21 protein-coding genes and 9 tRNA genes are annotated in these 24971 nt (G+C 37.9%); 21 read left to right on the top strand and 9 right to left on the bottom strand.

Features of this window, described 5'->3' with window-relative positions:
- Positions 1-122: 122 nt before the first annotated feature.
- The 8 genes from GWJ01_RS16725 to cysM all read left to right on the top strand — a co-directional run bounded on the left by GWJ01_RS16725 (position 123) and on the right by cysM (position 7642).
- Positions 123-560 carry a GNAT family acetyltransferase gene (locus GWJ01_RS16725; protein WP_109401878.1) on the top strand — a complete coding sequence of 146 codons (438 nt, stop codon included), beginning with the start codon at positions 123-125 and terminating at the stop codon, positions 558-560.
- A gap of 334 nt (positions 561-894) precedes the next feature.
- A complete protein-coding gene (locus GWJ01_RS16730; RefSeq protein WP_227003132.1) occupies positions 895-1512 on the top strand; it encodes an RpoE-regulated lipoprotein in 618 nt (205 codons plus the stop codon).
- 120 nt (positions 1513-1632) lie between these two features.
- Positions 1633-2529: a Dyp-type peroxidase gene (locus GWJ01_RS16735; RefSeq protein ID WP_109401877.1), complete on the top strand. Its 897-nt coding sequence runs from the start codon at positions 1633-1635 to the stop codon at positions 2527-2529.
- 237 nt (positions 2530-2766) lie between these two features.
- Complete coding sequence (cysP, locus tag GWJ01_RS16740; RefSeq protein ID WP_161711348.1) at positions 2767-3786, top strand: thiosulfate ABC transporter substrate-binding protein CysP; 1020 nt, start codon at positions 2767-2769, stop codon at positions 3784-3786.
- On the top strand, positions 3786-4619 hold the full coding sequence (gene cysT / locus GWJ01_RS16745) for a sulfate/thiosulfate ABC transporter permease CysT (RefSeq protein WP_109393005.1): 834 nt from the start codon (positions 3786-3788) through the stop codon (positions 4617-4619). Before cysP ends, cysT begins: the two co-directional genes overlap by 1 nt.
- Positions 4619-5461 carry a sulfate/thiosulfate ABC transporter permease CysW gene (gene cysW, locus GWJ01_RS16750; protein WP_109393006.1) on the top strand — a complete coding sequence of 281 codons (843 nt, stop codon included), beginning with the start codon at positions 4619-4621 and terminating at the stop codon, positions 5459-5461. Before cysT ends, cysW begins: the two co-directional genes overlap by 1 nt.
- 30 nt (positions 5462-5491) lie before the next feature.
- The gene (gene cysA / locus GWJ01_RS16755) at positions 5492-6580 is read left to right on the top strand and encodes a sulfate/thiosulfate ABC transporter ATP-binding protein CysA (RefSeq protein WP_109401875.1); all 1089 of its coding nucleotides are present in this window, start codon (positions 5492-5494) and stop codon (positions 6578-6580) included.
- 177 nt (positions 6581-6757) lie between these two features.
- The gene (cysM, locus tag GWJ01_RS16760; protein WP_109393008.1) at positions 6758-7642 is read left to right on the top strand and encodes a cysteine synthase CysM; all 885 of its coding nucleotides are present in this window, start codon (positions 6758-6760) and stop codon (positions 7640-7642) included.
- Between the two features lie 207 nt (positions 7643-7849).
- On the opposite strand, the gene crr is transcribed toward cysM, so the two are convergent.
- The 4 genes from crr to cysK all read right to left on the bottom strand — a co-directional run bounded on the left by crr (position 7850) and on the right by cysK (position 11820).
- Entirely contained in the window at positions 7850-8359 is a 510-nt protein-coding gene (gene crr / locus GWJ01_RS16765; RefSeq protein ID WP_036935451.1) for a PTS glucose transporter subunit IIA, read from the bottom strand.
- A gap of 49 nt (positions 8360-8408) precedes the next feature.
- Positions 8409-10136 carry a phosphoenolpyruvate-protein phosphotransferase PtsI gene (gene ptsI, locus GWJ01_RS16770; RefSeq protein ID WP_109393009.1) on the bottom strand — a complete coding sequence of 576 codons (1728 nt, stop codon included), beginning with the start codon at positions 10134-10136 and terminating at the stop codon, positions 8409-8411.
- A 141-nt stretch (positions 10137-10277) separates the two neighbouring features.
- Positions 10278-10535, bottom strand: a complete 258-nt coding sequence (gene ptsH, locus GWJ01_RS16775) for a phosphocarrier protein Hpr (RefSeq protein ID WP_006533407.1) — start codon at positions 10533-10535, stop codon at positions 10278-10280.
- 331 nt (positions 10536-10866) lie between these two features.
- Positions 10867-11820, bottom strand: coding sequence for a cysteine synthase A (cysK, locus tag GWJ01_RS16780; RefSeq protein ID WP_109393010.1), 954 nt, complete (start codon positions 11818-11820; stop codon positions 10867-10869).
- Positions 11821-12055: 235 nt separating this feature from the next.
- Here cysK and GWJ01_RS16785 point away from each other — a divergent pair, with 235 nt between their 5' ends.
- On the top strand, positions 12056-12586 hold the full coding sequence (locus GWJ01_RS16785) for a hypothetical protein (RefSeq protein ID WP_161711349.1): 531 nt from the start codon (positions 12056-12058) through the stop codon (positions 12584-12586).
- A gap of 112 nt (positions 12587-12698) precedes the next feature.
- On the opposite strand, the gene cysZ is transcribed toward GWJ01_RS16785, so the two are convergent.
- Entirely contained in the window at positions 12699-13469 is a 771-nt protein-coding gene (cysZ, locus tag GWJ01_RS16790; RefSeq protein ID WP_088495075.1) for a sulfate transporter CysZ, read from the bottom strand.
- 223 nt (positions 13470-13692) lie between these two features.
- Here cysZ and zipA point away from each other — a divergent pair, with 223 nt between their 5' ends.
- The 4 genes from zipA to GWJ01_RS16810 all read left to right on the top strand — a co-directional run bounded on the left by zipA (position 13693) and on the right by GWJ01_RS16810 (position 18601).
- On the top strand, positions 13693-14721 hold the full coding sequence (gene zipA / locus GWJ01_RS16795) for a cell division protein ZipA (protein ID WP_161711350.1): 1029 nt from the start codon (positions 13693-13695) through the stop codon (positions 14719-14721).
- A gap of 57 nt (positions 14722-14778) precedes the next feature.
- Positions 14779-16806 (top strand): NAD-dependent DNA ligase LigA, encoded by a 2028-nt coding sequence (gene ligA, locus GWJ01_RS16800; RefSeq protein ID WP_161711351.1) that lies wholly within the window; start codon positions 14779-14781, stop codon positions 16804-16806.
- Positions 16807-17034: 228 nt separating this feature from the next.
- Positions 17035-18219 (top strand): NupC/NupG family nucleoside CNT transporter, encoded by a 1185-nt coding sequence (locus GWJ01_RS16805; protein ID WP_069367879.1) that lies wholly within the window; start codon positions 17035-17037, stop codon positions 18217-18219.
- Positions 18220-18385: 166 nt separating this feature from the next.
- Positions 18386-18601, top strand: coding sequence for a DUF3820 family protein (locus GWJ01_RS16810; RefSeq protein WP_023581656.1), 216 nt, complete (start codon positions 18386-18388; stop codon positions 18599-18601).
- 2 nt (positions 18602-18603) lie between these two features.
- Here the strand turns inward: GWJ01_RS16810 and GWJ01_RS16815 are convergent, their stop codons facing one another.
- Positions 18604-19044: a MarR family winged helix-turn-helix transcriptional regulator gene (locus GWJ01_RS16815; protein ID WP_109393013.1), complete on the bottom strand. Its 441-nt coding sequence runs from the start codon at positions 19042-19044 to the stop codon at positions 18604-18606.
- A gap of 183 nt (positions 19045-19227) precedes the next feature.
- Between GWJ01_RS16815 and GWJ01_RS16820 the strand changes: the two genes are divergently transcribed.
- Entirely contained in the window at positions 19228-19980 is a 753-nt protein-coding gene (locus tag GWJ01_RS16820; protein ID WP_109393087.1) for an SDR family NAD(P)-dependent oxidoreductase, read from the top strand.
- A gap of 68 nt (positions 19981-20048) precedes the next feature.
- On the opposite strand, the gene GWJ01_RS16825 is transcribed toward GWJ01_RS16820, so the two are convergent.
- The 3 genes from GWJ01_RS16825 to gltX form a co-directional block, all read right to left on the bottom strand.
- A tRNA-Ala gene (locus tag GWJ01_RS16825) sits at positions 20049-20124 on the bottom strand.
- A 27-nt stretch (positions 20125-20151) separates the two neighbouring features.
- Positions 20152-20227: transfer RNA gene (locus GWJ01_RS16830), tRNA-Ala, on the bottom strand.
- Positions 20228-20384: 157 nt separating this feature from the next.
- On the bottom strand, positions 20385-21803 hold the full coding sequence (gltX, locus tag GWJ01_RS16835) for a glutamate--tRNA ligase (RefSeq protein ID WP_161711352.1): 1419 nt from the start codon (positions 21801-21803) through the stop codon (positions 20385-20387).
- 321 nt (positions 21804-22124) lie between these two features.
- On the opposite strand from gltX, the gene GWJ01_RS16840 reads away from it, so the two are divergent.
- The 7 genes from GWJ01_RS16840 to GWJ01_RS16870 all read left to right on the top strand — a co-directional run bounded on the left by GWJ01_RS16840 (position 22125) and on the right by GWJ01_RS16870 (position 22871).
- Positions 22125-22200, top strand: a tRNA-Val gene (locus tag GWJ01_RS16840).
- Between the two features lie 39 nt (positions 22201-22239).
- A tRNA-Val gene (locus tag GWJ01_RS16845) sits at positions 22240-22315 on the top strand.
- A 43-nt stretch (positions 22316-22358) separates the two neighbouring features.
- Positions 22359-22434 (top strand) — tRNA-Val (locus GWJ01_RS16850).
- Positions 22435-22475: 41 nt separating this feature from the next.
- Positions 22476-22551 (top strand) — tRNA-Lys (locus tag GWJ01_RS16855).
- Between the two features lie 38 nt (positions 22552-22589).
- A tRNA-Lys gene (locus tag GWJ01_RS16860) sits at positions 22590-22665 on the top strand.
- Between the two features lie 40 nt (positions 22666-22705).
- Positions 22706-22781 (top strand) — tRNA-Lys (locus GWJ01_RS16865).
- Positions 22782-22795: 14 nt separating this feature from the next.
- Positions 22796-22871 (top strand) — tRNA-Val (locus tag GWJ01_RS16870).
- Positions 22872-24971: the final 2100 nt, after the last annotated feature.

Genomic DNA, 24971 nt, shown 5'->3' on the forward strand with positions numbered 1-24971 from the left:
ATTTTTATCATATTTATTAAAAATAGAACTCCATATTGTCTATGTTCTCATTTTCAAGTTGATTCATAAACCAAACAAGCGATAATAAATTCAGATTTATATGACCGATAATGGGCAAAACCATGGAAATACGTGTATTTCGCCAAGATGATTTTGAGGCAATTATTACACTTTGGGAGCGTTGCGATTTGATATCGCCTGATAACGATCCTGAAATTGATATTGAAAGAAAATTAAACCACTCACCCGATTTATTTCTGATAGCAGAAGTGGCTGGTGAGATTGTGGGTACTGTGATGGGAGGCTACGATGGTCATCGTGGCTCTTTATACTATTTAGGCGTTCACCCAGACTTTCGAGGAAGAGGCATTGCGAATGCATTGATTTCTCGATTAGAGAAAAAGCTAATAGCGAAAGGGTGTCCTCAAATTACATTAGTTGTACCAGAAGAAAATGATGCAACAATTTGTATGTTTGAGAAGTTGTTGTATGAAGATCAAAACCAAGAAAGCACAACTTATACTAAGCGATTAATTGTTGATCAGGATTTTGATCTTTAATTGTATTTAAAGCCCCTGATATCTTTAGGGGTTATTTCTCTTTTTTTCTATTTATCTCTTTTTTCTTTGTTTCTATTCTTACCTTTGTACCCCTCATTTTATGCGTAAAATCTGATATTACCTTTTCTGTGGAACAAAATGTTCTGTTAATGGTCGTAACTAGGCTTTCTTTTCATGTGGTTATCTAAGATCAAATCAGTAGATATTTTGTTATGCTGACTTAGTGCGACTGTTTTAGCCTGATGATTGAGGTGATACAAAGAGTAAGATAAGGTGTGTTTAATACCTCAGTATCTATTTTAATGTGTGACGAAGAAGTTTAACGGAGAAACAAATGATGCCTAAGTTTTGGTTACCCTTGTGTTTAAGCGCAAGTGTTTTGCTATTAAGTGGCTGTTCATCCATGGGAGGAATGTCTTTTTCTGCATTAAATCCGATGAATTGGTTTTCAAATAATACGCTAACTGTTTCTGCCAATGGATTAGGTAATATCACCAATTCGACAAAAATAACAGAAAGTGAAATAAAAAATGAGCTAGGCGGTAGCTTCAATTATCGTGAAGGTATGGAGATGCAAGGTAGTGATATTATTGTTGTCATCCAAGCTCTCGAAGATAAGAACGTTCAAGTGGCTTTCTATGGCAAAGAGAAAGGTACTGTTGAAAAAATAGAAGTCTTTGATGCCAAAGCAACGACGGATTGGGGCACAACGATGGGTACACCATTTAAAGATATCTATAAAAAAGCATTTGGTGCATGTAGCAAAGGCCCTAAAGATGAAAAACAGAGAACTATTTTATGCCAATCCGCAGAAGCGAAATCAGTGAGTTATGTCTTTAGTGGTCAATGGGATGGCCCTGATGGATTAATGCCACCTGATGAAGTTTTAGCTAACTGGACATTAACGCAAATTATTTGGCAGAACAAATCACCTTCACGCTATTCCTTATAAAATAAGGAAGATTTTATAATTAGACTGCCCGATTTTTGTTAAAAGGCAAATCTTCAGGAAAAAATATTCGATATAATCTGCATCATTCTAGGTGTTTTGATTATTGATTAGGAAAGCAATATGTCTCATGCACAAAGTGGCATTTTAGTCGCACATAGTAAATTTGGTCTTTTTATCGAAGCAATGGTCATAGGTGAATTAGAAGCTTTGCGTGAAGGATGCCAGAAATTCATGCAATCATTATCTGATTTACAAAAGCAATTTCCTGATGCATCGCTAGGCGCAGTTGTTGCATTTGGCTCTGATCTTTGGAAAAAACTTTCCGATGAAAATAGCGCACCAGAACTGAAACCTTTTCGCCCTTTAGGCAAAGGTTTAGCGCCTGCAACACAGCGTGATCTTCTGATTCATATTCAATCTATGCGTCATGATGTCAATTTCTCATTAGCACAAGCGGCAATTGCAGCCTTTGGTGATGCAATCAAAGTTGAAGAAGAAATCCATGGTTTCCGTTGGATAGAAGAACGTGATTTAAGTGGTTTTATTGATGGTACAGAAAATCCACAAGATGATGAGCGTTATGGTGTTGCACTGATTAATGATGGTATTGATGCTGGTGGTAGTTATGTTTTAGTTCAACGTTATGAGCACAATCTGAAGAAATGGGCTCGTTTTAGTGAATCAGATCAAGAAAAAATGATCGGTCGTACTAAAAAAGACAGTGTTGAACTTGATGAATCTGAACGAAATGTCACATCTCACGTTTCTCGTGTTGTGATTGAAGAAGATGGTGAAGAATTAGCCATTCTACGTCACAGCCTACCTTATGGTACAGCAAGCGGTAAACATGGTTTATATTTTTTAGCTTACTGTGGTCGTTTATATAATATCGAACAACAACTATTGAGTATGTTTGGTGAATTAGATGGCAAACATGATGATCTCTTACGTATGAGTAAACCTGTAACAGGAAGTTATTACTTCGCACCTTCTTATGAAGTATTAAAAGCGCTGTAATCATTATCTCGTGCTAAATACGTTTTTATTAATGAAATGCCTGCTTTAAATGCGGGCATTTTTGTCTGAATTTTTTTCACGTTAATAACAATCGATGTAAATTTAATTAATTAGCCTGAGTTTTATTCAGTTTTGATAACTTATAGTTATATCAAATAACAAAAGCTAACTACACTGTTATAAATAAAGTCGATAGAGTAACCATTAGAACAAAACTTACAATGATGGGTACTTTTGATGAAGAAAAACACAATTAGAACCTTTGCATTACAAGCAACCGCAGCATTGTCTTTGGTTGTTAGTAGTTATGCTGGAGCTGCTCAATTACTTAATAGCTCTTACGATATCGCAAGAGAGTTATTCACACAGCTAAATAGCGATTTTAAAACGCAATGGGATGCTCAACATCCTGATGATAAAGTCACCATCAAACAATCACATGCAGGCTCATCTAAGCAGGCACTTGCAATATTACAAGGTTTACCCGCAGATGTAGTGACCTATAACCAAGTTACAGATGTGCAAATTCTGCATGATAAAGGCAAATTAATTCCTGCTGATTGGCAACAACGCCTTCCTAATAATAGCTCGCCTTATTATTCCACTATGGCGTATTTAGTACGCAAAGGAAACCCAAAGAACATTACTTCATGGGAAGATTTAACACGTGAAGATATCAAAGTGGTTTTCCCTAATCCTAAAACCTCTGGCAATGGTCGCTACACTTATTTAGCGGCGTGGGGTGCTTTCGAAAAAGCTTATGGTAATGATGCAAAAACCCAAGAAGCGATGAAGAAATTCCTCAAGAATGTTGAGGTATTTGATACAGGAGGACGTGGCGCCACAACCTCTTTTATTGAGCGTGGGCTTGGGGATGTGCTAATCAGTTTTGAATCCGAAGTTAATAATATTCGTCAACAATATGGCGAAGATGAATATCAAGTTATTGTGCCACCTGTTGATATTTTAGCTGAGTTTCCAGTCGCTTGGATTGATAAAAATGTACAACGTAATGACACTGAAGCTCTGGCAAAAGCTTACCTCAATTATTTATACAGTCCTAAAGCACAAGAGATCATCACGCAATTTAATTATCGCGTAAATGATAAAGCGGTCATGGCGCAAAAATCCGCACAGTTCCCAGCAACATCATTATTTACGATTGAAGAGGTATTTGGTGACTGGAATAACGTGATGAAAACACATTTCACGACAGATGGCATGCTTGATAAGTTGTTAGCGCAAGGACGTCAATAATGTTTACTACAGCCAGCAAACGGGTATTACCAGGATTTGGATTAAGTTTAGGTGGAACACTGTTTTACACCTGCTTGATCTTACTGTTACCAATGAGTGCGCTGGTTGTACAACTTTCTGATATGAGTTGGCCTCAGTATTGGGCGGTGATAACGCATCCCCAAATTGTGGCTGCTTATAAAGTCACATTACTCGCAGCAGGCGTTGCCAGTATTTTTAATGCAGTTTTCGGTATGTTGCTTGCGTGGATCATTACTCGTTACCGTTTTCCAGGTAGACAACTGCTTGATGGTTTAATGGATTTACCTTTTGCTTTGCCTACGGCTGTTGCTGGCCTCACGCTTGCGACGCTTTTTTCAACACAAGGCTGGTACGGTTTTGTATTGGATAAATTTGATATCAAAGTTATTAATACATGGATTGGGATAGCTGTTGCGATGGCTTTTACCAGTTTACCTTTTGTTGTAAGAACCGTTCAGCCAGTGCTTGAAGAATTAGGCCCTGAGTATGAAGAAGCTGCTGAAACGCTAGGAGCAAGTCGTTGGCAAACATTTCGTAAGGTTGTATTACCTGAGTTATCACCAGCACTAATAGCGGGAACCGCACTCTCTTTTACACGCAGTTTAGGTGAGTTTGGTGCTGTTATTTTTATTGCTGGCAATATTGCATGGCAAACAGAAGTTGTTTCCTTGATGATTTTTATTCGATTACAAGAATTTGATTATCCTGCGGCAAGTGCTGTTGCTTCTGTGATTTTACTTGTTTCATTAGTCTTACTGTTTTCAATTAATGGATTGCAAAGCCGATTTGGCCAACGGTTGAGGGGGCATTGATGTCAGATATTATGCAACAACGCTCTGTTGATTGTCGTAAAATTGATTGGGTGAAGTGGGGATTAATCCTTACCGGTGTTGTGTTATCCATTTTATTTTTAGTTGTGCCTATTGCGTGGATCTTTATGACCGCGTTTTCAAAAGGTATTGAAATATTTACTGAGAACTTATTGGACAGCGATATGTTACACGCTGTCTGGTTAACCGTACTCATCGCGTTAATCACCGTACCTGTCAATATGTTGTTTGGTGTCAGCATGGCATGGCTCGTCACACGTTTTCGTTTCCCGGGGCGCCAGCTATTAATGACATTGATTGATATTCCATTTGCAGTGTCTCCAGTGGTTGCTGGATTACTTTATCTGCTTTTTTACGGTAGCAATGGATGGGCAGGGCAATGGTTATCTCAGTTTGATATCCAACTTATGTTCTCATGGCCAGGAATGGTATTAGTTACGGTATTTGTCACTTGTCCTTTTGTGGTGAGAGAACTGGTACCAGTGATGATGAGCCAAGGCAGTCAAGAAGATGAAGCCGCCGTGTTATTGGGAGCGAGCGGTTGGAAAATGTTTTGGCGAGTGACGTTACCAAATATTCGCTGGGCATTGTTATATGGCGTGGTATTAACCAACGCTAGGGCCATCGGTGAATTTGGTGCAGTTTCTGTGGTCTCTGGTGCTATTCGTGGCGAAACCTATTCACTACCGTTACAAGTTGAATTACTGCATCAAGATTACAATACCGTTGGGGCATTTACTGCGGCTGCATTACTCGCCATGATGGCGATATTCACCTTAATGTTTAAAAGTGCATTGCAATGGCATTTAGCTCGTCAGCAATGACATCATATTTTCACAAAGTAGAGGCAAAATATGAGTATTGAAATTAATAGTGTCACAAAATATTTTGATCGCACTGAAGTGTTGCATGATGTCAACCTTGATGTAGCCTCAGGTGAAATGGTGGCGCTGTTAGGGCCTTCAGGATCAGGTAAAACAACGCTTTTGCGTATTATTGCAGGCCTTGAACATCAAACCCAAGGAAGTATTTGTTTTGAGGGGCAAGATGTTAGTCGATTACATGCTCGGGATCGCAAAGTTGGTTTTGTTTTTCAGCACTATGCGCTGTTTCGCCATATGACTGTATTTGAGAATATCGCTTTTGGTCTAACGGTATTGCCTCGACGAGAGCGTCCTAACAAAGAAGCTATTTATAAAAAAGTGCAGCAGTTGTTAGAGATGATCCAATTACCTCATTTAGCGCAACGTTATCCAGCACAATTATCTGGTGGACAAAAACAGCGTGTCGCTTTAGCAAGAGCTTTGGCTGTCGAACCTCAAATCTTATTACTCGATGAGCCTTTTGGCGCTTTAGATGCCAAGGTAAGAACGGAATTACGCCGTTGGTTACGTGAATTGCATGAAGAGCTTAAATTTACCAGTGTCTTTGTTACTCATGATCAACAAGAAGCAATGGAAGTGGCTGATCGCATTGTGATTATGGGAAATGGTAAAATAGAGCAAGTAGGTACACCACAAGAAGTATGGCAATCACCAAAAAGTCGCTTTGTTTTAGAGTTTTTAGGTGATGTGAATCATCTACAAGGCGAAATTAATGGCGCTCAATTACAGATTGGCGGATATCACTTGCCATTATCGGTGACACCGCTTTATCAAGGTTCAGTAGATGTGTTTTTACGTCCTTGGGAAATAGCATTAAGTGTACATGCCAATAGTGTTTGCCGATTGCCTGTTAAGGTTATTGAGGTCTCACCAAAAGGGCATTATTGGCAGTTGATTTTACAGCCATTAGGATGGAGTGAAGCACCGATTACTGCAGTCTGGAATGATATTTCTTCGGCGCCAACAAAAGGAAATACCTATTATATGGGAGGTGCTCAAGCCCGTTTATATACGGGGGATACTACCTTAAATACGGTGTCGTTAGCCTATACCGCCTAATTTTATTATTAATCTATCATTTCATTTCGCGATTTTTCACCCATGCTTATTTTGGCATGGGTATTTTAGTTTCTATGAAAACAAAGAGACTTGTCGAATTACGTTAATATTATTGCGTTAATAAGTTAAATGTGATTTCTTCATTAATACAGACAAACAAATGAGCAGGAACTTATTGTGGCAGGGTTAGAACAATTTATTGGTAATACACCATTAGTAAAACTACAACGACTTACACAAGAGGTAGATGCTGAAATCTGGGTTAAGCTTGAAGGCAATAATCCCGCAGGTTCAGTAAAAGACAGAGCTGCATTATCGATGATAGAACAAGCGGAATTACGCGGTGAGATAAAACCGGGTGATACGCTGATAGAAGCAACCAGTGGTAATACAGGTATTGCCTTGGCGATGATTGCAGCGGTAAAAGGTTACCGTTTAAAGCTGTTAATGCCTGAAAATATGAGTAAAGAGCGTCAAGCATCAATGCAAGCTTATGGCGCAGAGTTGATTTTAGTGAGTCGTGAAGTCGGTATGGAAGGTGCGCGAGATCTCGCACAACAGATGGAACAACGGGGCGAAGGTAAGGTATTAGACCAATTTAATAACCCAGATAATCCAAGGGCTCATTTTATTTCCACTGGCCCTGAAATTTGGCAACAAACACAAGGTCGTATTACGCATTTTGTTTCGAGTATGGGAACAACAGGGACGATCACTGGTGTGGGTAGTTATTTAAAAACACAATCTGATAGCGTGCAAATTATTGGTCTTCAGCCTGAGGAAAAAAGTCAGATCCCAGGTATTCGTCGTTGGTCACCGGCTTATTTGCCGGGAATCTTTAAAAAAGAGCTGGTGGATAGTGTGATAGATATGTCACAAACCGAAGCAGAATCAACAATGCGCCTTTTAGCCAGACAAGAGGGTATCTTCTGTGGAGTAAGCTCTGGAGGAGCTGTTGCTGGCGCTCTGCGCGTTGCAAGAGAGAATCCTGGTGCGGTGATTGTTGCGATTGTTTGTGATAGGGGGGATCGTTATTTGTCGACAGGCGTTTACTCGTCATAATTTAAGTTGTAGCGTTGTTGACTGCGCTCATTCGCACTAGTCACATACTTGAGTATGTTCCTAGCGACTTGTTCCCTTGTCGCCTAGCTACATCTTGAATTATTTAGAGTCTTTGGTCTTTGGTCTTTGGTCTTTGGTCTTGGGGTTTTGAGTATAAAAAAACCGCCACATATGGGTGGCGGTTTAAATAGAGAACTTTACAGAAAATTATTTTTTAATCTGAATTATAACGGTTTCACCAACAGTAACTGGGCCTGTCATTTTGGTTAAACCTTGGATTTCATCCATATTAGAGATAACAACTGGCGTTAGAACTGATTTTGCTTTTTCTTCTAAGACAGCCAAGTCAAATTCTAAAATAGTATCACCGACTTTTACTTGCTGACCTTCTTCAGCGATACGTTTAAACCCTTCACCTTTCAGTTCAACAGTGTCGATACCGAAGTGGACAAATAACTCGATACCGTTGTCAGACTCAATAGAGAAAGCATGGTTAGTCTCGAAAATTTTACCGATAGTACCATCGACTGGCGCAACAATTTTATTACCAGCAGGTTTGATAGCAATACCGTCACCTACGATTTTTTCAGCGAAAACAACATCAGGAACATCTTCGATATTGACGATTTCACCAGAAAGTGGTGCAACAATATCAATCGTGCCACTGCCTTTCTTTTCCTCTGAAACCAGTGATTTTAATTTATCAAACAGACCCATGAATCTTCTCCTAATTATTGTAGTTGGGACCGGGCTCTGGCTAATGCGATTAGCACAGTGTCTTTTCTTTAGTAAAAGTTTCTACTAAGTCCATCAATTCTTTTGCAGTTGGCTGAGCAAGTGCTTGTTCTGCCAGTGCTTTAGCATCATCGTAATTCGCATTACGGATCACTTTTTTGATGCGAGGAATTGAAATAGCACTCATACTAAACTCATCTAATCCCATGCCGAGAAGGAGCAATGTTGCTCGTTCATCTCCAGCAAGTTCACCACACATTCCAGTCCATTTACCTTCTGCATGTGATGCATCAATCACCTGTTTAATCAGGTTGAGTACTGCAGGTGACATTGGATTATATAGATGAGATATCAGCTCATTTCCACGGTCTACAGCCAGAGTATATTGTGTTAGATCGTTAGTCCCAATACTAAAAAAGTCAACTTCTTTTGCCATATGACGAGCCATTACTGCTGCGGCTGGGGTTTCTACCATCACACCGACTTCAATAGATTCATCAAAAGCTTTCTTTTCTTCACGAAGCTGGCTTTTCAGTATCTCAAGTTCTGCTTTCAATGCACGGATCTCTTCAACAGAGATAATCATTGGAAACATAATGCGTAGTTTACCAAAAGCAGATGCTCTTAAGATAGCACGTAATTGCGAATGAAGGATCTCTTTACGGTCAAGACAAATACGAATTGCACGCCAACCTAAGAATGGGTTCTCTTCTTTTGGTAGGTTCATGTAAGGTAAGTCTTTATCACCGCCAATATCCATAGTACGAATAATGACCGCAGGACTTCCAACAGCTTCTGCTACCGCTTTATAGGCTTGGAATTGCTCATCTTCTGTTGGTAAAGAGTCTCTATCCATAAATAAGAATTCGGTACGATACAGACCAACACCTTCAGCACCGTTACGTTCAGCACCAGCAACATCTCGAACTGTACCAATATTAGCGCAAACTTCGACTTGATGCCCATCAAGTGTAATAGCAGGTAAATCTTTGAGTTTTGCTAATTCTTCTTTTTCGTGCAGGTACTCTTCTTTGATAGCTTTTAATGTTTCTAGTTCCTCATCTGATGGATTAATAATGATTTTGTTATTAATCGCATCAAGAACGAGATAATCGTCTTTTTTAATGGTTTGTGTCGCATTAGATGTTCCCACAATCGCTGGAATTTCTAATGAACGAGCCATGATAGAAGTGTGAGATGTTCTACCACCTAAGTCAGTGATAAAACCTAATACGTTGTCTAAGCTTAATTGTGCAGTTTCAGAAGGGGTAAGGTCAGTTGCAACTAAAATCACTTTTTCTGAGATAGCGCTTAAATCGATAATTGGCATCTCTAAGATATTGCGCATTAAGCGTTTACCAATATCGCGAACATCAGCAGCACGTTCTTTTAGGTATTCATCGTCTAATGCTTCTAATGCAGTTGCTTGATCTTCAATAACAGATTGAACTGCAGCTTCAGCGGTTTTTTTGTCGCTTTTGATGAGAGTAACAATTTCTTGTTCTAACTCTTCATCTTCTAGCAACATGATATGGCCTTCAAAAATTTCGGCTTTATCCGCACCAAGGTTCTTTTCTGCACGCTCTTTAATGATTTCTAGTTGTTGTGCAGATTTGTTACGACCGTCTTTAAAGCGTTCGATTTGATTCTCAATCTCATCACTTTGGATCTTACGTTGGCTAATGATGATAGGTTCTTCTTTGAGGAGAAGGGTTTGACCAAATGCGATACCGGGTGATGCTAAAATTCCTGAAATCATAATTTATCCTACGACTTGCTGGTGATAATCTTAAAAGAATAGGATTGCAAAATACTGTTGTTTTAAAATCATCATTGAGATTATTAATCTCCCCTGAATAGTTTCAGGGGAATAAGTACTGTGTTAAAGCTTAATCGCGAATTACTCTAATTCCGCCATTAATTTTACTAACGCTTCAACAGCTTGTTTTTCATCTTCGCCTTCAGCAGAGATAGTCACTACAGTACCTTGGGTTAAGCCTAAAGTTTGTAATTTGAAAAGGCTCTTAGCGCTGGCAGATTTACCGCTAGAGATAAGTGTGATATCAGAAGAGAATGTTTTGGCTTCTTTTACAAATTGTGCCGCAGGACGAGTATGTAAGCCGTTTGGTGCTGTAATAGTAACTTCTTGCTGGTACATAGGATTTTTTCCTTTTATAACTCAATTGTTCACATTAAGTCAGGACTTAGTAAGTGTAGATGAATTTGTCCTGCTTTGCGTAGCAATATCAGATAATATTAAGTCGTAAAGCGTCATCTGATAAAAATAGTGTTCAGAAAGATAAAAGAGTTTGTTTTTGTCATCTCGGTTATTTTCTGATTAATTTCGACCTTCGAAATAATTAATTGATTAAATACTAAACTCGAAGAAATAAATCACCTGTCTGGATGACAAACTTTGATCTCTACCACAAAAAAAGCACCATTTAGGTGCTTTTTTAATAAATATTTTACAATTGAGATGACGCGATTTAGCTGTCAGAAATATCAGCAAAAAGTGGGGTGCTTAAATAACGCTCACCTGATGAAGGTAAAATAACCACGATTTCTTTGTTTGCAAATTCTGGCTCTTTTGCGAGTTTTACTGCTGCTGCAATCGCTGCACCAGAAGAAATGCCTGCGAGAATACCTTCTTTAGTCATTAGTTCACGAGCTGTATCAAAGGCTTCTTCGTTAGTGATTTGAATAACACGATCCAGTAACGATAAATCTAGGTTTTCAGGAATAAAACCAGCACCAATACCTTGGATTTTATGTGGACCTGGTTTAATTTCTTCACCAGCTAAGGCTTGTGTAATAACAGGGGAGCCTGTAGGTTCAACCGCAACCATTGTTACCGCTTTACCTTGAGTCTTTTTCAAATAGCGACCAATACCCGTAATTGTACCACCAGTACCAACGCCAGCAATAACCGCAGCCACTTCACCATCTGTATCATTCCAGATCTCTGGGCCTGTGGTTTTTTCATGGATTTCAGGGTTAGCTGGGTTGCTAAATTGTTGTAGTAAAAGAAAACGCTTAGGATCGCTATCGCGAATTTCATTGGCTTTATCAATGGCACCTTTCATGCCTTTAGCGCCTTCAGTCAGCACTAAATTAGCGCCCAATGCTTTGAGTAATTTACGACGTTCTACACTCATGGTATCTGGCATGGTCAGTGTTAATTTGTAGCCACGAGCCGCTGCAACATAAGCAAGAGCAATCCCTGTATTACCACTGGTAGGTTCTACAAGTTCAACGCCTTCTTTAAGAATACCTTTCTTTTCTGCATCCCAAATCATGTTGGCACCGATACGGCATTTTACACTGAAGCTTGGGTTACGAGATTCCACTTTAGCCAGAATGTTACCATTTCCGAAATGCTTTAAGCGAATTAAGGGAGTGTGTCCAATAGTTTGCGAGTTGTCTTCGAAAATCTTGCTCATTTTTATCCTCGGTACATGATTTTTATAAGGTCAGATGAAAATACCATACGCCATCAAGCTAAAGATGGAAATAAGCTTTATGAATATACTTATAACTTTTTCATCTTTTTATTCCAAAAGGTTCTAATCAAGAGTCAGTGAGACGATTCACAAATTAATAAATCAAGAGATGTACAGTATATTGATGGCTGATAATCTATTTTTAACTACATTTATTGCAAATACAGGGGTCATAATGGAAACCATTGAAGAGTTGATTAGCGCACTTGAACTCGCTGTACCTGAATTAGACGCGCAAGCTTTGCGTGAAAATTTACCCGAGTCAGATGCTCAAGAAGATGTCCTTAATTGGTTATATGAATCACTCTCAGCTCAAGGATTAATGGACTATGTGGAGTGGACAGAATATTTTGGTGATATTCCGGATCTAAAATCGTTAGAGCATATCTCTTTGCCTGAATCACCGAGTGCATTGATTTTATCTCAAGTTGAAAATATTAATTGGGATGAGGTGAGTGTAGACCCTTATATGTTGCCTTATGAATTGCCTTATCTTGAATATATTAACCACTTTTTGACAGATAAAGGATTACGATTAGTGGATCTCACACCATTTGAAAATGCTTATATTTTCTGTATTCGAGATGATGAAGAAATTATGGAAAAATTAGATGGTGCATTAAATATTTTTGAAATGGGCATTAATGAGCGTGAGCCAATGGATAGGGAAGAAACGAAAGACTATATACGCTCATTAATTGAGTAATGCACTCATAACTAAATAAACCAAACTACAATTTAGAAAAAAACGATAAAATAAAACCCCGTCTTAATAAAACGGGGTTTTTCTCATTTATCAATAAGTCGTTAAATTAAATTTACCACTGTCCATCTTGTACATGCTGTTTACGATAACGATCGCACCACATTGCGGTTGCACCACAAATTGCAACCGGCATGATGACTAAATTTAGAATAGGGATCATAGTAAAAATATTAATAACCATACCAAATTGAAGATTATTCCATTTGTCTTGTTTCAGCGAAGATTTCATCGCTGCAAATGAAATTTTATGGTTATCAAATGGGAAGTCATTATATTGAATTGCCATCATCCAAGCACCAAAAGCAAACCATAAAACAGGGGCAACAGTTTGTCCGATAGCAGGAATAAAATAGAGCAATAACAAGACAATAGCACGAGGCAAATAATAAGCTATTTTAGTTAGCTCACGTTTTAAAATACGTGGAACATCCTTCAATATACCTGCAACGCCCGTATCTGGTGGTGCAATGCCAGTTATTTGACCTTCTAACTTTTCAGCCAACAATCCATTAAATGGGGAAGCAATAATATTGGCTAAAGTACTAAAGAAATAAGTAAACACCAATAAAATAAAAATAACGGATAATGGCCAGATTAAATAACTCAGCCACTGCAACCAATCCGGGACTTTTTCCATCATCCAATTGACCATGCCACCTATTTGACCATATAACCACCAAAAGGCACTTCCGAGAATAATAATATTGGCAAGTAGGGGTAAGATAACAAAACGTTTTAGCCCTTTGCGTGTGATTAAACGCCAACCAAGAGCAAAATAATGAAATCCATTTAAATTTTTATTCGTTTCTGTCAAATTTGTCATACTTCCTATTCTCTCCAATGAGGGCAAGCTAGTATCATATAGGGAGATAATCAGCCTTACTAGTCATGAATTGTCTAAAAAATGCGCATAAGAGATTGATGTGTGTATCTTTGTGACAAGAAAATTAAGTATTGGCTTGCACTTATGAGCATTGGCAAATACTCTTAGTAAAAAGTAATATTTGCCAACGTGGCTATTAAACCTCAAGACAACAGAGATAGAAATGATGCAGCAAAATTTGCGTCTGATATTAATCGTTGTTGGTGCGATTTTAATCATAGCTTTGTTATTACACGGCTTATGGATTGGTCGAAAAGAGCGTTCTAAGCTTTTCCGTAATCGCCCAGTAAAACGTCAGAAACAGAATTATCAGTCAGATGAGAACGATGACGAACCGCAATACGCTGAGGTTAGTCATCAGACATCAACTTTATCCTCTACTGAAAAGCGGGAGAGTGAGCCACCGATAAAATCGGAGCCTCTGCATGAACCTGAAATTTCAGTGGCTGATAGAGATCCATTAATGTCTGAACCCCAAACAAAAGGGAGCTCTCACGATACTTCATTACAGCAAGAGCCTAGTCTTGGTGTTTTTGATGTGATTGAAAAAGAGCCTGAACCCATTGTTAGGGATGAGCCAAAACAAGCACCTGCGGCTAATGTTGCTAGTGAAATAAAATCACATGTTAATACAGTAAGCCCATCAGCGAGTTTTGAGCCTTCAATTTCAGAGACTGGAGCTCACGTGACTCCTGTTGAAACTGAGGTTACGCATGATGCACCAGTTGAAGAGCCTAAAGCTGAATCAGCTTCGCAAGCAACAGAAGCGGAGAAAGAACTGGTTATTGTTTTAAATGTAAGTGCACATCATGGACAAATGTTAGATGGTGAGTTATTGATGCAAAGTATCATTCAGGCTGGATTCCAGTTTGGTGAAATGAATATTTTCCATCGCCATCTTAATCCAACAGCGAATGGTCCTGTTTTGTTTAGTTTAGCGAATATGGTGAAACCGGGAACATTTAACATTGATACTATGGCTGAATTAACCACACCTGGCGTATCTATGTTTATGATGGTGCCATCTTATGGTGATGCTAATCAAAACTTCAAATTGATGTTACTTACGGCTCAGCGTATAGCATCTGATGTAGGTGGTGTTGTGCTAGATGATGAACGTAAACTCTTAACGCCACAAAGAATCGAGCTTTATAAATCTAGGATCCGCAGGACGCTGGATTTAAATCAATAGCTTTTGTCTGTAAAAAAAGCCCCCGCTTGCGGGGGTTTTTCTTCTTTGGTGATAATCATGAATAAAAATACTCAACAAAAAATTGATAAACTTCGCATTACTCTACGTCACCATGAATATCTCTATCATGTCATGGACGCACCTGAAATACCTGATGCTGAATACGATCGCTTAATGAATGAGCTAAAAGCATTAGAAGCGGAACACCCTGAATTAATTACTTCTGATTCTCCAACACAGCGGGTCGGCGCCTTACCCCTGACAGCATTTGAGCAAGTGAGACATGAAATTCCAATGCTCTCTTTGGATAATGCTTTTGATGAAACAAGCTATCTGGCTTTCGATAAGCGTTTACGTGATCGTTTAAAGAATAGTGAAGAGATCACTTTCTGCTGTGAATTAAAATTAGATGGATTGGCAGTCAGTTTACTTTATGAAAATGGAATATTAGTACAAGCTGCAACGCGTGGTGATGGTACTACAGGGGAAAATATCACCGAGAATGTGAGAACAATTAAGGCTATTCCACTACGCTTATACGGTGAAGATATCCCTGCTCGCATTGAAATTCGTGGCGAAGTTTTTATGAATGAAAAAGGCTTTGAATATTTAAACGAGGAAGCGCGACGTACAGGTGGAAAAGTTTTTGCTAACCCTCGTAATGCCGCAGCTGGCTCATTAAGACAGCTTGATCCTCGTATTACAGCAAAACGTCCATTAACCTTTTTCTGTTATGGTGTTGGTGTACTCGAAGGTGGCGAATTGCCAACAAGCCACTATGAGCGCCTACAGCAATTTAAAAAATGGGGATTACCCGTTAGCGATGCTGTAAAACTTTGCACTGGTAGAAAAGCAGTCCTTGATTTTTATCACCATGTAGAAGAAATTCGCCCTAATTTAGGTTTTGATATTGATGGTGTTGTTATCAAAGTTGATGATATTGCACTGCAAGAAGAACTGGGTTTTGTATCAAGAGCACCACGTTGGGCTATTGCTTATAAATTCCAAGCTCAAGAGCAAATGACGATTATCAAAGATGTTGAATTCCAAGTAGGGCGTACTGGTGCTATTACACCTGTTGCACGTTTAGAGCCTGTTCAAGTCGCGGGTGTGGTTGTGAGTAATGCAACGTTACACAATGCTGATGAAATTGAACGCTTAGGGATACGCATTGGCGATACCGTGGTTATTCGCCGAGCCGGTGATGTTATTCCTCAGGTTGTCAGTGTGATTGAAGAAAAACGTCCTGATGATGCTCAAGAAATTATCTTTCCGACACATTGCCCTATTTGTGATTCTGATGTTGAGCGCATTGAAGGTGAAGCTGTTGCACGTTGTACTGGTGGTTTAATTTGTGGCGCGCAACGTAAAGAAGCACTTAAACATTTTGTTTCACGTCGAGCCATGGATGTAGATGGAATGGGCGATAAAATTATTGACCAACTGGTTGATAAAGAATACGTCAAAACGCCAGCTGACCTTTTCCGTTTAGATGAAAAAATTCTGTCTGGTTTAGAGCGAATGGGTGAAAAATCAGCTAAAAAATTGATCGCAGCTTTAGATAAGGCTAAATCAACAACATTTGCACGTTTTATTTATGCATTGGGTATTCGAGAAGTCGGTGAAGCAACAGCAAGTGGATTAACAACACATTTCTCAACACTTGATGCATTACGAAATGCAGATGTTGAAGCACTAAAATCTGTTCCTGATGTGGGCGATGTTGTGGCTAAGCATGTCGTTAATTTCTTCCAAGAAGAACACAATAGAACGGTTATTGATCAATTGATCAATGATGCCGGTATTACATGGCAAGCGCCTGTTATTGTGACTCATGAAGCGGGTGATAATCCTTTTGCGGGTAAAACTGTTGTGTTAACTGGATCGCTTTCACAGTTAACGCGTGATGAAGCAAAAGATAGATTAGCTGCATTAGGTGCAAAAGTGAGCGGAAGTGTTTCTAAAAAAACCGATATGGTGATTGCTGGTGAAGCAGCAGGCTCTAAGTTAGTGAAAGCTAACGAATTAGGGATAACCGTTATCGATGAAGATGAAATGATACGATTACTTGATCAATCGAAATAATCATTCTACTATTTAATAAATGCTACTGGGAAAACCTTCTCAGTGGCATTTTTACTTAAGCTAAATTTACATTTAATGTTTCTTAAGTAACTCACAAAGTGTGATCAACCTATCTTATTTAATAAATAGTGTGTATGCGGTTTCATGAGATTGTGACAATAGTCACATCCTAATGTTACGCGTTACATAAAATGCTCTACAAGATTTATTTTTATTTTTGGAGCATGCATGTCCTCTATCATTCACTTCGTTTTAGCACTCGCCGTTATTGGCGCATTAGCTTTCGTTGCGAGTAACAATCGCAAAGGGATCCGTCTGCGTTATATCGTGCAGTTATTAGTTATTGAAATCGCATTAGCATGGTTCTTCCTCAACTCTGATGTTGGTGAAGGCTTTGTTCGTGGCTTCGCTGGATTATTTGATCACTTATTAGGTTATGCCGCACAAGGTACTGAATTCGTATTCGGTGGCATGATGAAAGGTGGTTTAGCATTCTTCTTCCTGAATGTCTTATGTCCAATTATCTTTATTTCTGCATTAATTGGTATTCTTCAACATATCAAAGTATTACCTTTCGTGATCCGCATTATCGGTACTGTGCTTTCTAAAGTGAACGGTATGGGAAAACTGGAATCATTCAACGCAGTGAGCTCACTAGTTCTTGGTCAATCAGAGAACTTTATTGCCTATAAAGATGTATTAGGCAAAATGTCTCAGCGTCGTATGTACACCATGGCTGCAACAGCAATGTCGACAGTATCAATGTCGATTGTTGGTGCATACATGACAATGTTAGATCCAAAATACGTTGTTGCTGCTCTAGTACTGAATATGTTCAGTACCTTTATCGTCCTTTCTGTGATTAACCCATACTCTGTTGAAAATGAAGAAGAGATCCAAATGGGTAATCTGCATGAAGGTCAAAGCTTCTTTGAAATGTTAGGTGAATACATCTTAGCAGGTTTCAAAGTTGCATTAATCGTTGCTGCAATGCTGATTGGTTTCATTGCATTAATCGCTGCTGTGAATGCGATTTTCAGCATGATTTTCGGTATTAGCTTCCAAGATTGCTTAGGTTACGTTTTCTATCCATTAGCATGGGTAATTGGTGTACCAGAGCAAGATGCATTACGTGTTGGTAGTGTTATGGCAACTAAATTAGTGTCTAACGAATTCGTTGCAATGGGTAGCTTACAAGATATCGCTGCGGAAATTTCACCGCGCTCTGTAGGTATCTTATCTGTATTCTTAGTTTCATTTGCTAACTTTTCTTCAATCGGAATTGTTGCTGGTGCGATTAAAGGTCTAAACGAAGTACAAGGTAACGTTGTTTCTCGTTTCGGTCTAAAATTACTGTTCGGTTCTACATTAGTTAGCTTCTTATCGGCAGCTATCGCAGGTTTGTTTGTTTAATCTTTGAAGATAAAACAGATGGCATGTGAATAAAATAACAATGTAAACAGAGTCACTTGTTAATCAAGTAACAGAAAATCAAGCAGTACCTCTGGGTACTGCTTTTTTTATCTTTAATTTACCCTATAATCAGTTTTATCCCTCCAATGACGACGTGGTAGAGAACATGTTAGAGAAACAGCACCTTATCGATATAGCAAACACACAAATGCCATTTGGCAAGTACAAAGGACGTATGCTGGTTGATTTACCTGAAGAGTATCTATTGTGGTTTGCAAAGAAAGGCGAGTTTCCTGAAGGTAAGCTTGGTCAACTCATGGAGATGACCTTAGCAATTAAAATTGAAGGTTTAGAAGGGTTATTAAAACCATTAAAGCGGTGATGTTAATCATTATCCATAGCTGATTTATCAGGTGCTAATGCATTAATGATTTTCTGACTTAATTCAATAAATAATGTTTGCTCTCCGAGTGTTAAGCATTCACTTATTTTCTCAGCATTTTGTTTTCGACCTAATGCCGCTCTTGCTAGAAAAGCGTGACCCTCATCAGTTAAATGAGTAATAAGCTCACGCTTGTCTTTTTCAGAACGATACTGCGCAATAAATCCTAAGGATTTTAATCCTCGCATAAATTTCGATAAATTCTGTCTTGAAATCGCCAATGAATTACTTAATTGAGAAGGGGTTAAGTCACCTCGTAAGCGCAATAATTCTAAAATATCATATTGACCCCAAGTGACTTGTTCTGGGGTATAACGAGTTCGTTGCGCGACTAATGTGCATTGTAATAATGACAATGCGTTTTCTAATTCACACTTCTCCATAAATACGCTATCTCATAAATTATGTTAACTAAAGTTAATATTATCAGGTCATTCATTGCGAATAAACTTTATATTGATTAACTAAAGTTAATTAAATAAGATGATGTATAGTTAACTTTGGTTAACTACTTTATGGTTGGCCGATAAAACTTGACGCAGTTGATAAGAGGTGAAGTCGAAATGATGGACTATTTTAAAGATAAAGTGATTTTAGTCACAGGAGCAAGTACAGGTGTGGGTGAAGGTATTGCACAATTGCTATTCCAACGTGGTGCAACGGTTTTCATTACTGGTCGGCATTTAGAGGAAATAACAAAAACAGCACGTTCAATTGATATAACGGGCAAAAAAGTTATCGCTTTGCAGGCGGATATGACCTCATTTTCTCAAGTTGAAAAAATGATTGAAACTATTATCGCTCAAGTTGGAGCATTACATGGTTTAGTTAATAATGCAGGGATCACGGGACCTCATAATACATCTATTGTCGATTATGAGATTGAAGATTGGAAGGCAGTCATTGATACGGACATTAATGGCGTATTTTATGGTTTGAAATATGGCATACCTGCAATATTAAAAAGTGGGGGAGGGAGTATTGTGAATCTTTCTTCATCTAATGGCATTGTGGGGATTGCGGGTATTTCAGCATATACAGCAGCTAAACATGCCGTATTAGGGATCACTCGTTCAGCTGCACTTGAGTTTGCAGACAAAGGAATAAGGATCAATGCAATTGGGCCTGGCTATGTCGATACACCAAGAATGCAAATGCTACCCGATGAAGTACGTGAATGGATGGCAAATACACATCCAATGAAACGAATGGCAACCAGAGAAGAAGTCGCTAAAACGGTTGCATTTTTACTTTCAGATGAAAGCAGTTTCTCAACAGGGGCATTTTATGCCATTGATGGGGGTTATACAGCACAATAAAAATAAATAAAGAGGGAGGAGTCGAAAACAAAAAATCCTGAAGATTTCTCTTCAGGATCTTAAAATTCTGGTGGAGCTAAACGGGATCGAACCGTTGACCTCTTGCATGCCATGCAAGCGCTCTCCCAACTGAGCTATAACCCCACATATTGGATTGTTCTAGAAGTATATTGGTGGAGCTAAGCGGGATCGAACCGCTGACCTCTTGCATGCCATGCAAGCGCTCTCCCAACTGAGCTATAGCCCCAACATACTGGAACGGGCTTGATAATAGGCAACAAGCACAATACTGTCAATCAGTTAATCTCACATTATTTATTGATTGCTGAAAAAGAGTACAAAAAAAAGATACATTTCCTACTTTAGGAATGTATCTTTCTTAATAAGCAAGATTAACGAGTAAATTAAGCTTGTTTTTCTCTTTCAGTAATAAAGTCTAATGCTTTATTAATGCGCGCAACGCTACGAGTCTTACCAATAGCGTGAACGGTAACATCTAAGCCAGGAGATTGACCTGCGCCTGTTACAGCAACACGTAATGGCATACCTACTTTACCCATACCCACTTCCAATTCATTAGCGGTATCTTGAATTGCTTGGTGAACATTTTCAGCTGTCCACTCTGTAATTGCTGATAATTTATCGCGAACGACTTCTAATGGTTGACGAGCAACTGGACGTAAATGTTTTTTCGCTGCTGTTTCTTCAAAGGTGTCAAAATCAATATAGAAGTAATGGCAACTTTCAGCCATCTCTTTTAATGTTTTGCAACGTTCGCCTAATAATTTGATCAGCTCAACTAATGATGGGCCATTACTGGTATCAATATTTTGTTGTTTGACATGCCAATCCAAATGAACAGCAACTTTCTCTGCTGGCAGTGTATTGATGTAGTGATGGTTTAACCAAAGCAGTTTATCAGTATTAAACGCACTTGCTGATTTACTGATAGCTTCTAAAGTGAAATGCTCAATCATTTCATCAATAGTAAAGATCTCTTGGTCACCGTGAGACCAGCCTAAACGAACTAAGTAGTTTAATAATGCTTCCGGTAAATAGCCGTCATCACGATATTGCATTACGCTGACCGCGTTATAACGTTTAGAAAGTTTTTTACCATCATCACCTAAAATCATTGATACGTGAGCATATTCAGGCACAGGTGCACCTAATGCTTTGAGAATATTGATTTGGCGAGGCGTGTTGTTGATATGATCTTCACCACGAATAACGTGAGTGATTTCCATATCCCAGTCATCAATAACAACACAGAAGTTATAAGTTGGAGAACCATCAGTACGACGAATAATCAGATCGTCAAGCTCTTGGTTACTAAATTCAATTGGACCACGAATTTTGTCATCAAAAATGACAGAACCTTCTTGTGGGTTTAAGAAACGCACAACATGAGGTTCATCAGCGCTGTGATTATGGTTACCACCACGGCAACAACCATCGTAACGAGGTTTTTCACCTTTCGCCATTTGAGCTTCGCGCAGTTGCTCTAAACGCTCTTTAGAGCAATAGCAACGGTATGCAGTACCCGCAGATAGCATTTGATCAATCACTTGGTTATAGCGTTCGAAGCGTTTAGTCTGATAATAAGGACCTTCATCCCAATTCAGATTTAACCAATTCATACCGTCCATGATTGCATCGATGGCTGGCTGTGTAGAACGTTCTAAGTCGGTATCTTCTATACGCAGTACAAATTCGCCCTTATTGTGACGGCTATATAACCAGGAATAAAGTGCGGTACGCGCACCACCAACATGTAGATAGCCAGTAGGACTTGGTGCAAAACGGGTTTTTATTTTACTCATTGGGATTGCCTTTGTACGTCTTACTTATATATAGATAAGTAATCGTGATTATCAAAAAAACGAAATGGTTGCCTTATTTTATCACTGGATGCTAATTCCTCAATGCCATTAAGCTTTTAACAGAGATAAAATTTTCAAATTAATGATTTTTTGTTTGACGAAGAGTATCCGTGGGATTACTTTGGTTAATTGCTGTGTCACTTATGGTGCTAAAAAAAGCATCTTGACTAAAAATAAAACGAACGATCATTTTCACGATAAAAAACTGATAAAAATCGTTGACTCATAGCGCAGTATCCCTATAATGCACCCCATCACGACGGGCGGTTAGCTCAGTTGGTAGAGCATCTCCCTTACAAGGAGGAGGTCGTTGGTTCGAGCCCAATACCGCCCACCATTATTTTCGTTGTGATAAGTTGTATGATTTAGTGTAATTGGGCGGTTAGCTCAGTTGGTAGAGCATCTCCCTTACAAGGAGGAGGTCGTTGGTTCGAGCCCAATACCGCCCACCAATTACATTAAAGCGTGGTAGTGAGAATTTAGTCATCATGAAGTGGGCGGTTAGCTCAGTTGGTAGAGCATCTCCCTTACAAGGAGGAGGTCGTTGGTTCGAGCCCAATACCGCCCACCACTTCATTCGGTTATTTCGCGCAATATCACACAGTTAGGTATGGGTCGTTAGCTCAGTCGGTAGAGCAGTTGACTTTTAATCAATTGGTCGGGCGTTCGAATCGCCCACGACCCACCATCCCTAAAAATACAACATAAAGTAGTGAACATTGTGACGGGTCGTTAGCTCAGTCGGTAGAGCAGTTGACTTTTAATCAATTGGTCGGGCGTTCGAATCGCCCACGACCCACCATTCACAAAGCTACTTACAGATTTACGCAAAATTATTAAATGGGTCGTTAGCTCAGTCGGTAGAGCAGTTGACTTTTAATCAATTGGTCGGGCGTTCGAATCGCCCACGACCCACCATTTAATAATAAAGCGGGCGGTTAGCTCAGTTGGTAGAGCATCTCCCTTACAAGGAGGAGGTCGTTGGTTCGAGCCCAATACCGCCCACCACTTCTTTATCTCTTCGTTGTACCTCCTTATTTACTTCCCTAGTATTTTTCTAAAAGAATTAATAATAGTTATTTGGTTTCTAATACCTGCGCTATTGCTGCTAGTTGCATTCTTTGAGCCTTAATCTTGTTCTTTGTGTGTACTGTTCTATTACGTTGCTCGTTGCTTCACTTATGGCTACATATCCCTATAGACATGCTTTCCTTGTCCCTTATATTGGCATTATCTCTTTATCCTCACTTAGCTACTTATTTTGTTCCCTTGGAGCTCTTAGTTTCTAAGATTGCTTTAACTTATTATTGCATTGTGCTTGTTGTGAAGAAGACTCATAAGTCAGTTTCTTTATTACGCTTTTTTACATCCTGTCATATTTTTATCATTTAAATGGAGCCACTTAAAAAAAGAAAAGGTTCTTCTACTGTTAAGTCAATCATTTTAGATGAGGGATTGCGCTCAGTAGAAAATATGTATCTATTATTGAACGGGAGGAAAGTTTTGATCTGAAAATATTAAAAAAATTACTCTAATTGAAAAAGAAAGATCTACTCCTTTTGAGTGTAGATATAAGAATTTTCAATTTTTTAATAAAATTAAATAACCTTAGACGTACTGTGATAAATTATTTTTTCATTTTTTATGAGCAATATCTCTCATAAAATGAGCAAGTTAAAACATTTTTAGTCAGAATTGAAAAATATGTGGCACTCATTTTTTAAGAAAAAATACAGAAGATTAAAAGATAAAAATTGGGCTTTATAGTTAATCTTTCTTACTTTTTATAAATCATTGATCGTGCTAATAAGAATAAAGATTAAATATAATGATGTTTTATCTTCTTTTTTGAAGGGATGATATAGCAAGGGATTTTGCATAACTGTTTGATTTAAAATAAACTAAATTCAAAATTTGATATTTATCAATCTTTACATCATAATGAACTAGATAGTAAATGATATAAAGCAAAAAGAACTTATTTCATCAGTAATTGATTTGTCCTGAAGTGGTTAATTTCATTTTTTACGAAAAATAGAGAAATTTGTGCATTTAGCAGGAATATAAATTATATAAAAATATTAATGTTTATTTTCTCCTAAGAATAACTCTTATATGGAGTACGTGTAATTACTTAGGATGTAAAAAGATTAATTTTTGTTTTTTTTAACAAAATTAGATCATACTAAAGTTGATATTTAACAGCTCATTTCTTTGTGAATTTAACTTAAGATGTGATTATTGTTCTGTTTTTATAACGTGCCAAATGCGCGTATTTGAGTGAAAAAGAAAGAATAGTATTACATGGTCATAAAAAGAACGTTTTTTATAATAATACGCTTAGCCTTCAAATAACCTACTGATAAAACAAAAATATTTATATTAAGACTTACTTTTTTTCTATTTCATAAAGAAGATTTTTAATCTAATTGAAAATTAAAATAAGTTATTCATTAATAAAAATTCAAAAAAAATGAGTAATTAAATCTATTATCTATTTATTCTAGAGTAATAAAGAATTGTGGATCTTGAAATATATTTAGTTGAAAGAGTAAGGGTTTATGCTTATATAAATTAATTAACAAATGTTTAAAATGTGATTCATATCTATTTTTCTGTGTAATTAGTGTAAGTTTTTGATATAAAAACATAATGTTGGCTTGTTTGTAAACTAATCAGATTTCATTGATATTACTTAAGCAATTTAATAAAAATAAGAAAATCGTTACCTTTAGGAGGTTAATTTATTATTTTAAATAAATTAGACTAATATAAGTTGATTTATTTTTGCACAACTCAAACAATCACACTTTAAATTAAGCTTGTACTAGATGATAATTCTAATTAATGAGTAAAGTTTAAGAAAAAAAAAGCGTAATTTTATAAGTAAAATATTTTAACTATATGAAAACAAAGGGTATATAGTGCTCTCCTAGGTATTGTTAACTAGTATGAGTAAATCATTGTACTTGCACTGTCTTTTTTTGACTAGTTGAAAGTGTTTAAATGCGTAGTATATTATTTACATATGATAAGTCATGTTATGAATTGTAATATTTCTTATCTACTAAAAATAATATTTTATTAAAACAAAAAGGTGTCCTCGAT

This window comes from Proteus sp. G2618, assembly GCF_009915995.1.
GTDB classification, from domain to species: Bacteria; Pseudomonadota; Gammaproteobacteria; order Enterobacterales; family Enterobacteriaceae; genus Proteus; species Proteus terrae.

Bases quoted from the DNA above. Each gene is read 5' to 3' on its own strand.
- GWJ01_RS16725 (WP_109401878.1), top strand. From the start codon at position 123: ATGGAAATACGTGTATTTCGCCAAGATGATTTTGAGGCAATTATTACA.
- GWJ01_RS16730 (WP_227003132.1), top strand. From the start codon at position 895: ATGATGCCTAAGTTTTGGTTACCCTTGTGTTTAAGCGCAAGTGTTTTG.
- GWJ01_RS16735 (WP_109401877.1), top strand. From the start codon at position 1,633: ATGTCTCATGCACAAAGTGGCATTTTAGTCGCACATAGTAAATTTGGT.
- cysP (WP_161711348.1), top strand. From the start codon at position 2,767: ATGAAGAAAAACACAATTAGAACCTTTGCATTACAAGCAACCGCAGCA.
- cysT (WP_109393005.1), top strand. From the start codon at position 3,786: ATGTTTACTACAGCCAGCAAACGGGTATTACCAGGATTTGGATTAAGT.
- cysW (WP_109393006.1), top strand. From the start codon at position 4,619: ATGTCAGATATTATGCAACAACGCTCTGTTGATTGTCGTAAAATTGAT.
- cysA (WP_109401875.1), top strand. From the start codon at position 5,492: ATGAGTATTGAAATTAATAGTGTCACAAAATATTTTGATCGCACTGAA.
- crr (WP_036935451.1), bottom strand. From the start codon at position 8,359: ATGGGTCTGTTTGATAAATTAAAATCACTGGTTTCAGAGGAAAAGAAA.
- ptsI (WP_109393009.1), bottom strand. From the start codon at position 10,136: ATGATTTCAGGAATTTTAGCATCACCCGGTATCGCATTTGGTCAAACC.
- ptsH (WP_006533407.1), bottom strand. From the start codon at position 10,535: ATGTACCAGCAAGAAGTTACTATTACAGCACCAAACGGCTTACATACT.
- cysK (WP_109393010.1), bottom strand. From the start codon at position 11,820: ATGAGCAAGATTTTCGAAGACAACTCGCAAACTATTGGACACACTCCC.
- GWJ01_RS16785 (WP_161711349.1), top strand. From the start codon at position 12,056: ATGGAAACCATTGAAGAGTTGATTAGCGCACTTGAACTCGCTGTACCT.
- cysZ (WP_088495075.1), bottom strand. From the start codon at position 13,469: ATGACAAATTTGACAGAAACGAATAAAAATTTAAATGGATTTCATTAT.
- zipA (WP_161711350.1), top strand. From the start codon at position 13,693: ATGATGCAGCAAAATTTGCGTCTGATATTAATCGTTGTTGGTGCGATT.
- ligA (WP_161711351.1), top strand. From the start codon at position 14,779: ATGAATAAAAATACTCAACAAAAAATTGATAAACTTCGCATTACTCTA.
- GWJ01_RS16805 (WP_069367879.1), top strand. From the start codon at position 17,035: ATGTCCTCTATCATTCACTTCGTTTTAGCACTCGCCGTTATTGGCGCA.
- GWJ01_RS16810 (WP_023581656.1), top strand. From the start codon at position 18,386: ATGTTAGAGAAACAGCACCTTATCGATATAGCAAACACACAAATGCCA.
- GWJ01_RS16815 (WP_109393013.1), bottom strand. From the start codon at position 19,044: ATGGAGAAGTGTGAATTAGAAAACGCATTGTCATTATTACAATGCACA.
- GWJ01_RS16820 (WP_109393087.1), top strand. From the start codon at position 19,228: ATGGACTATTTTAAAGATAAAGTGATTTTAGTCACAGGAGCAAGTACA.
- gltX (WP_161711352.1), bottom strand. From the start codon at position 21,803: ATGAGTAAAATAAAAACCCGTTTTGCACCAAGTCCTACTGGCTATCTA.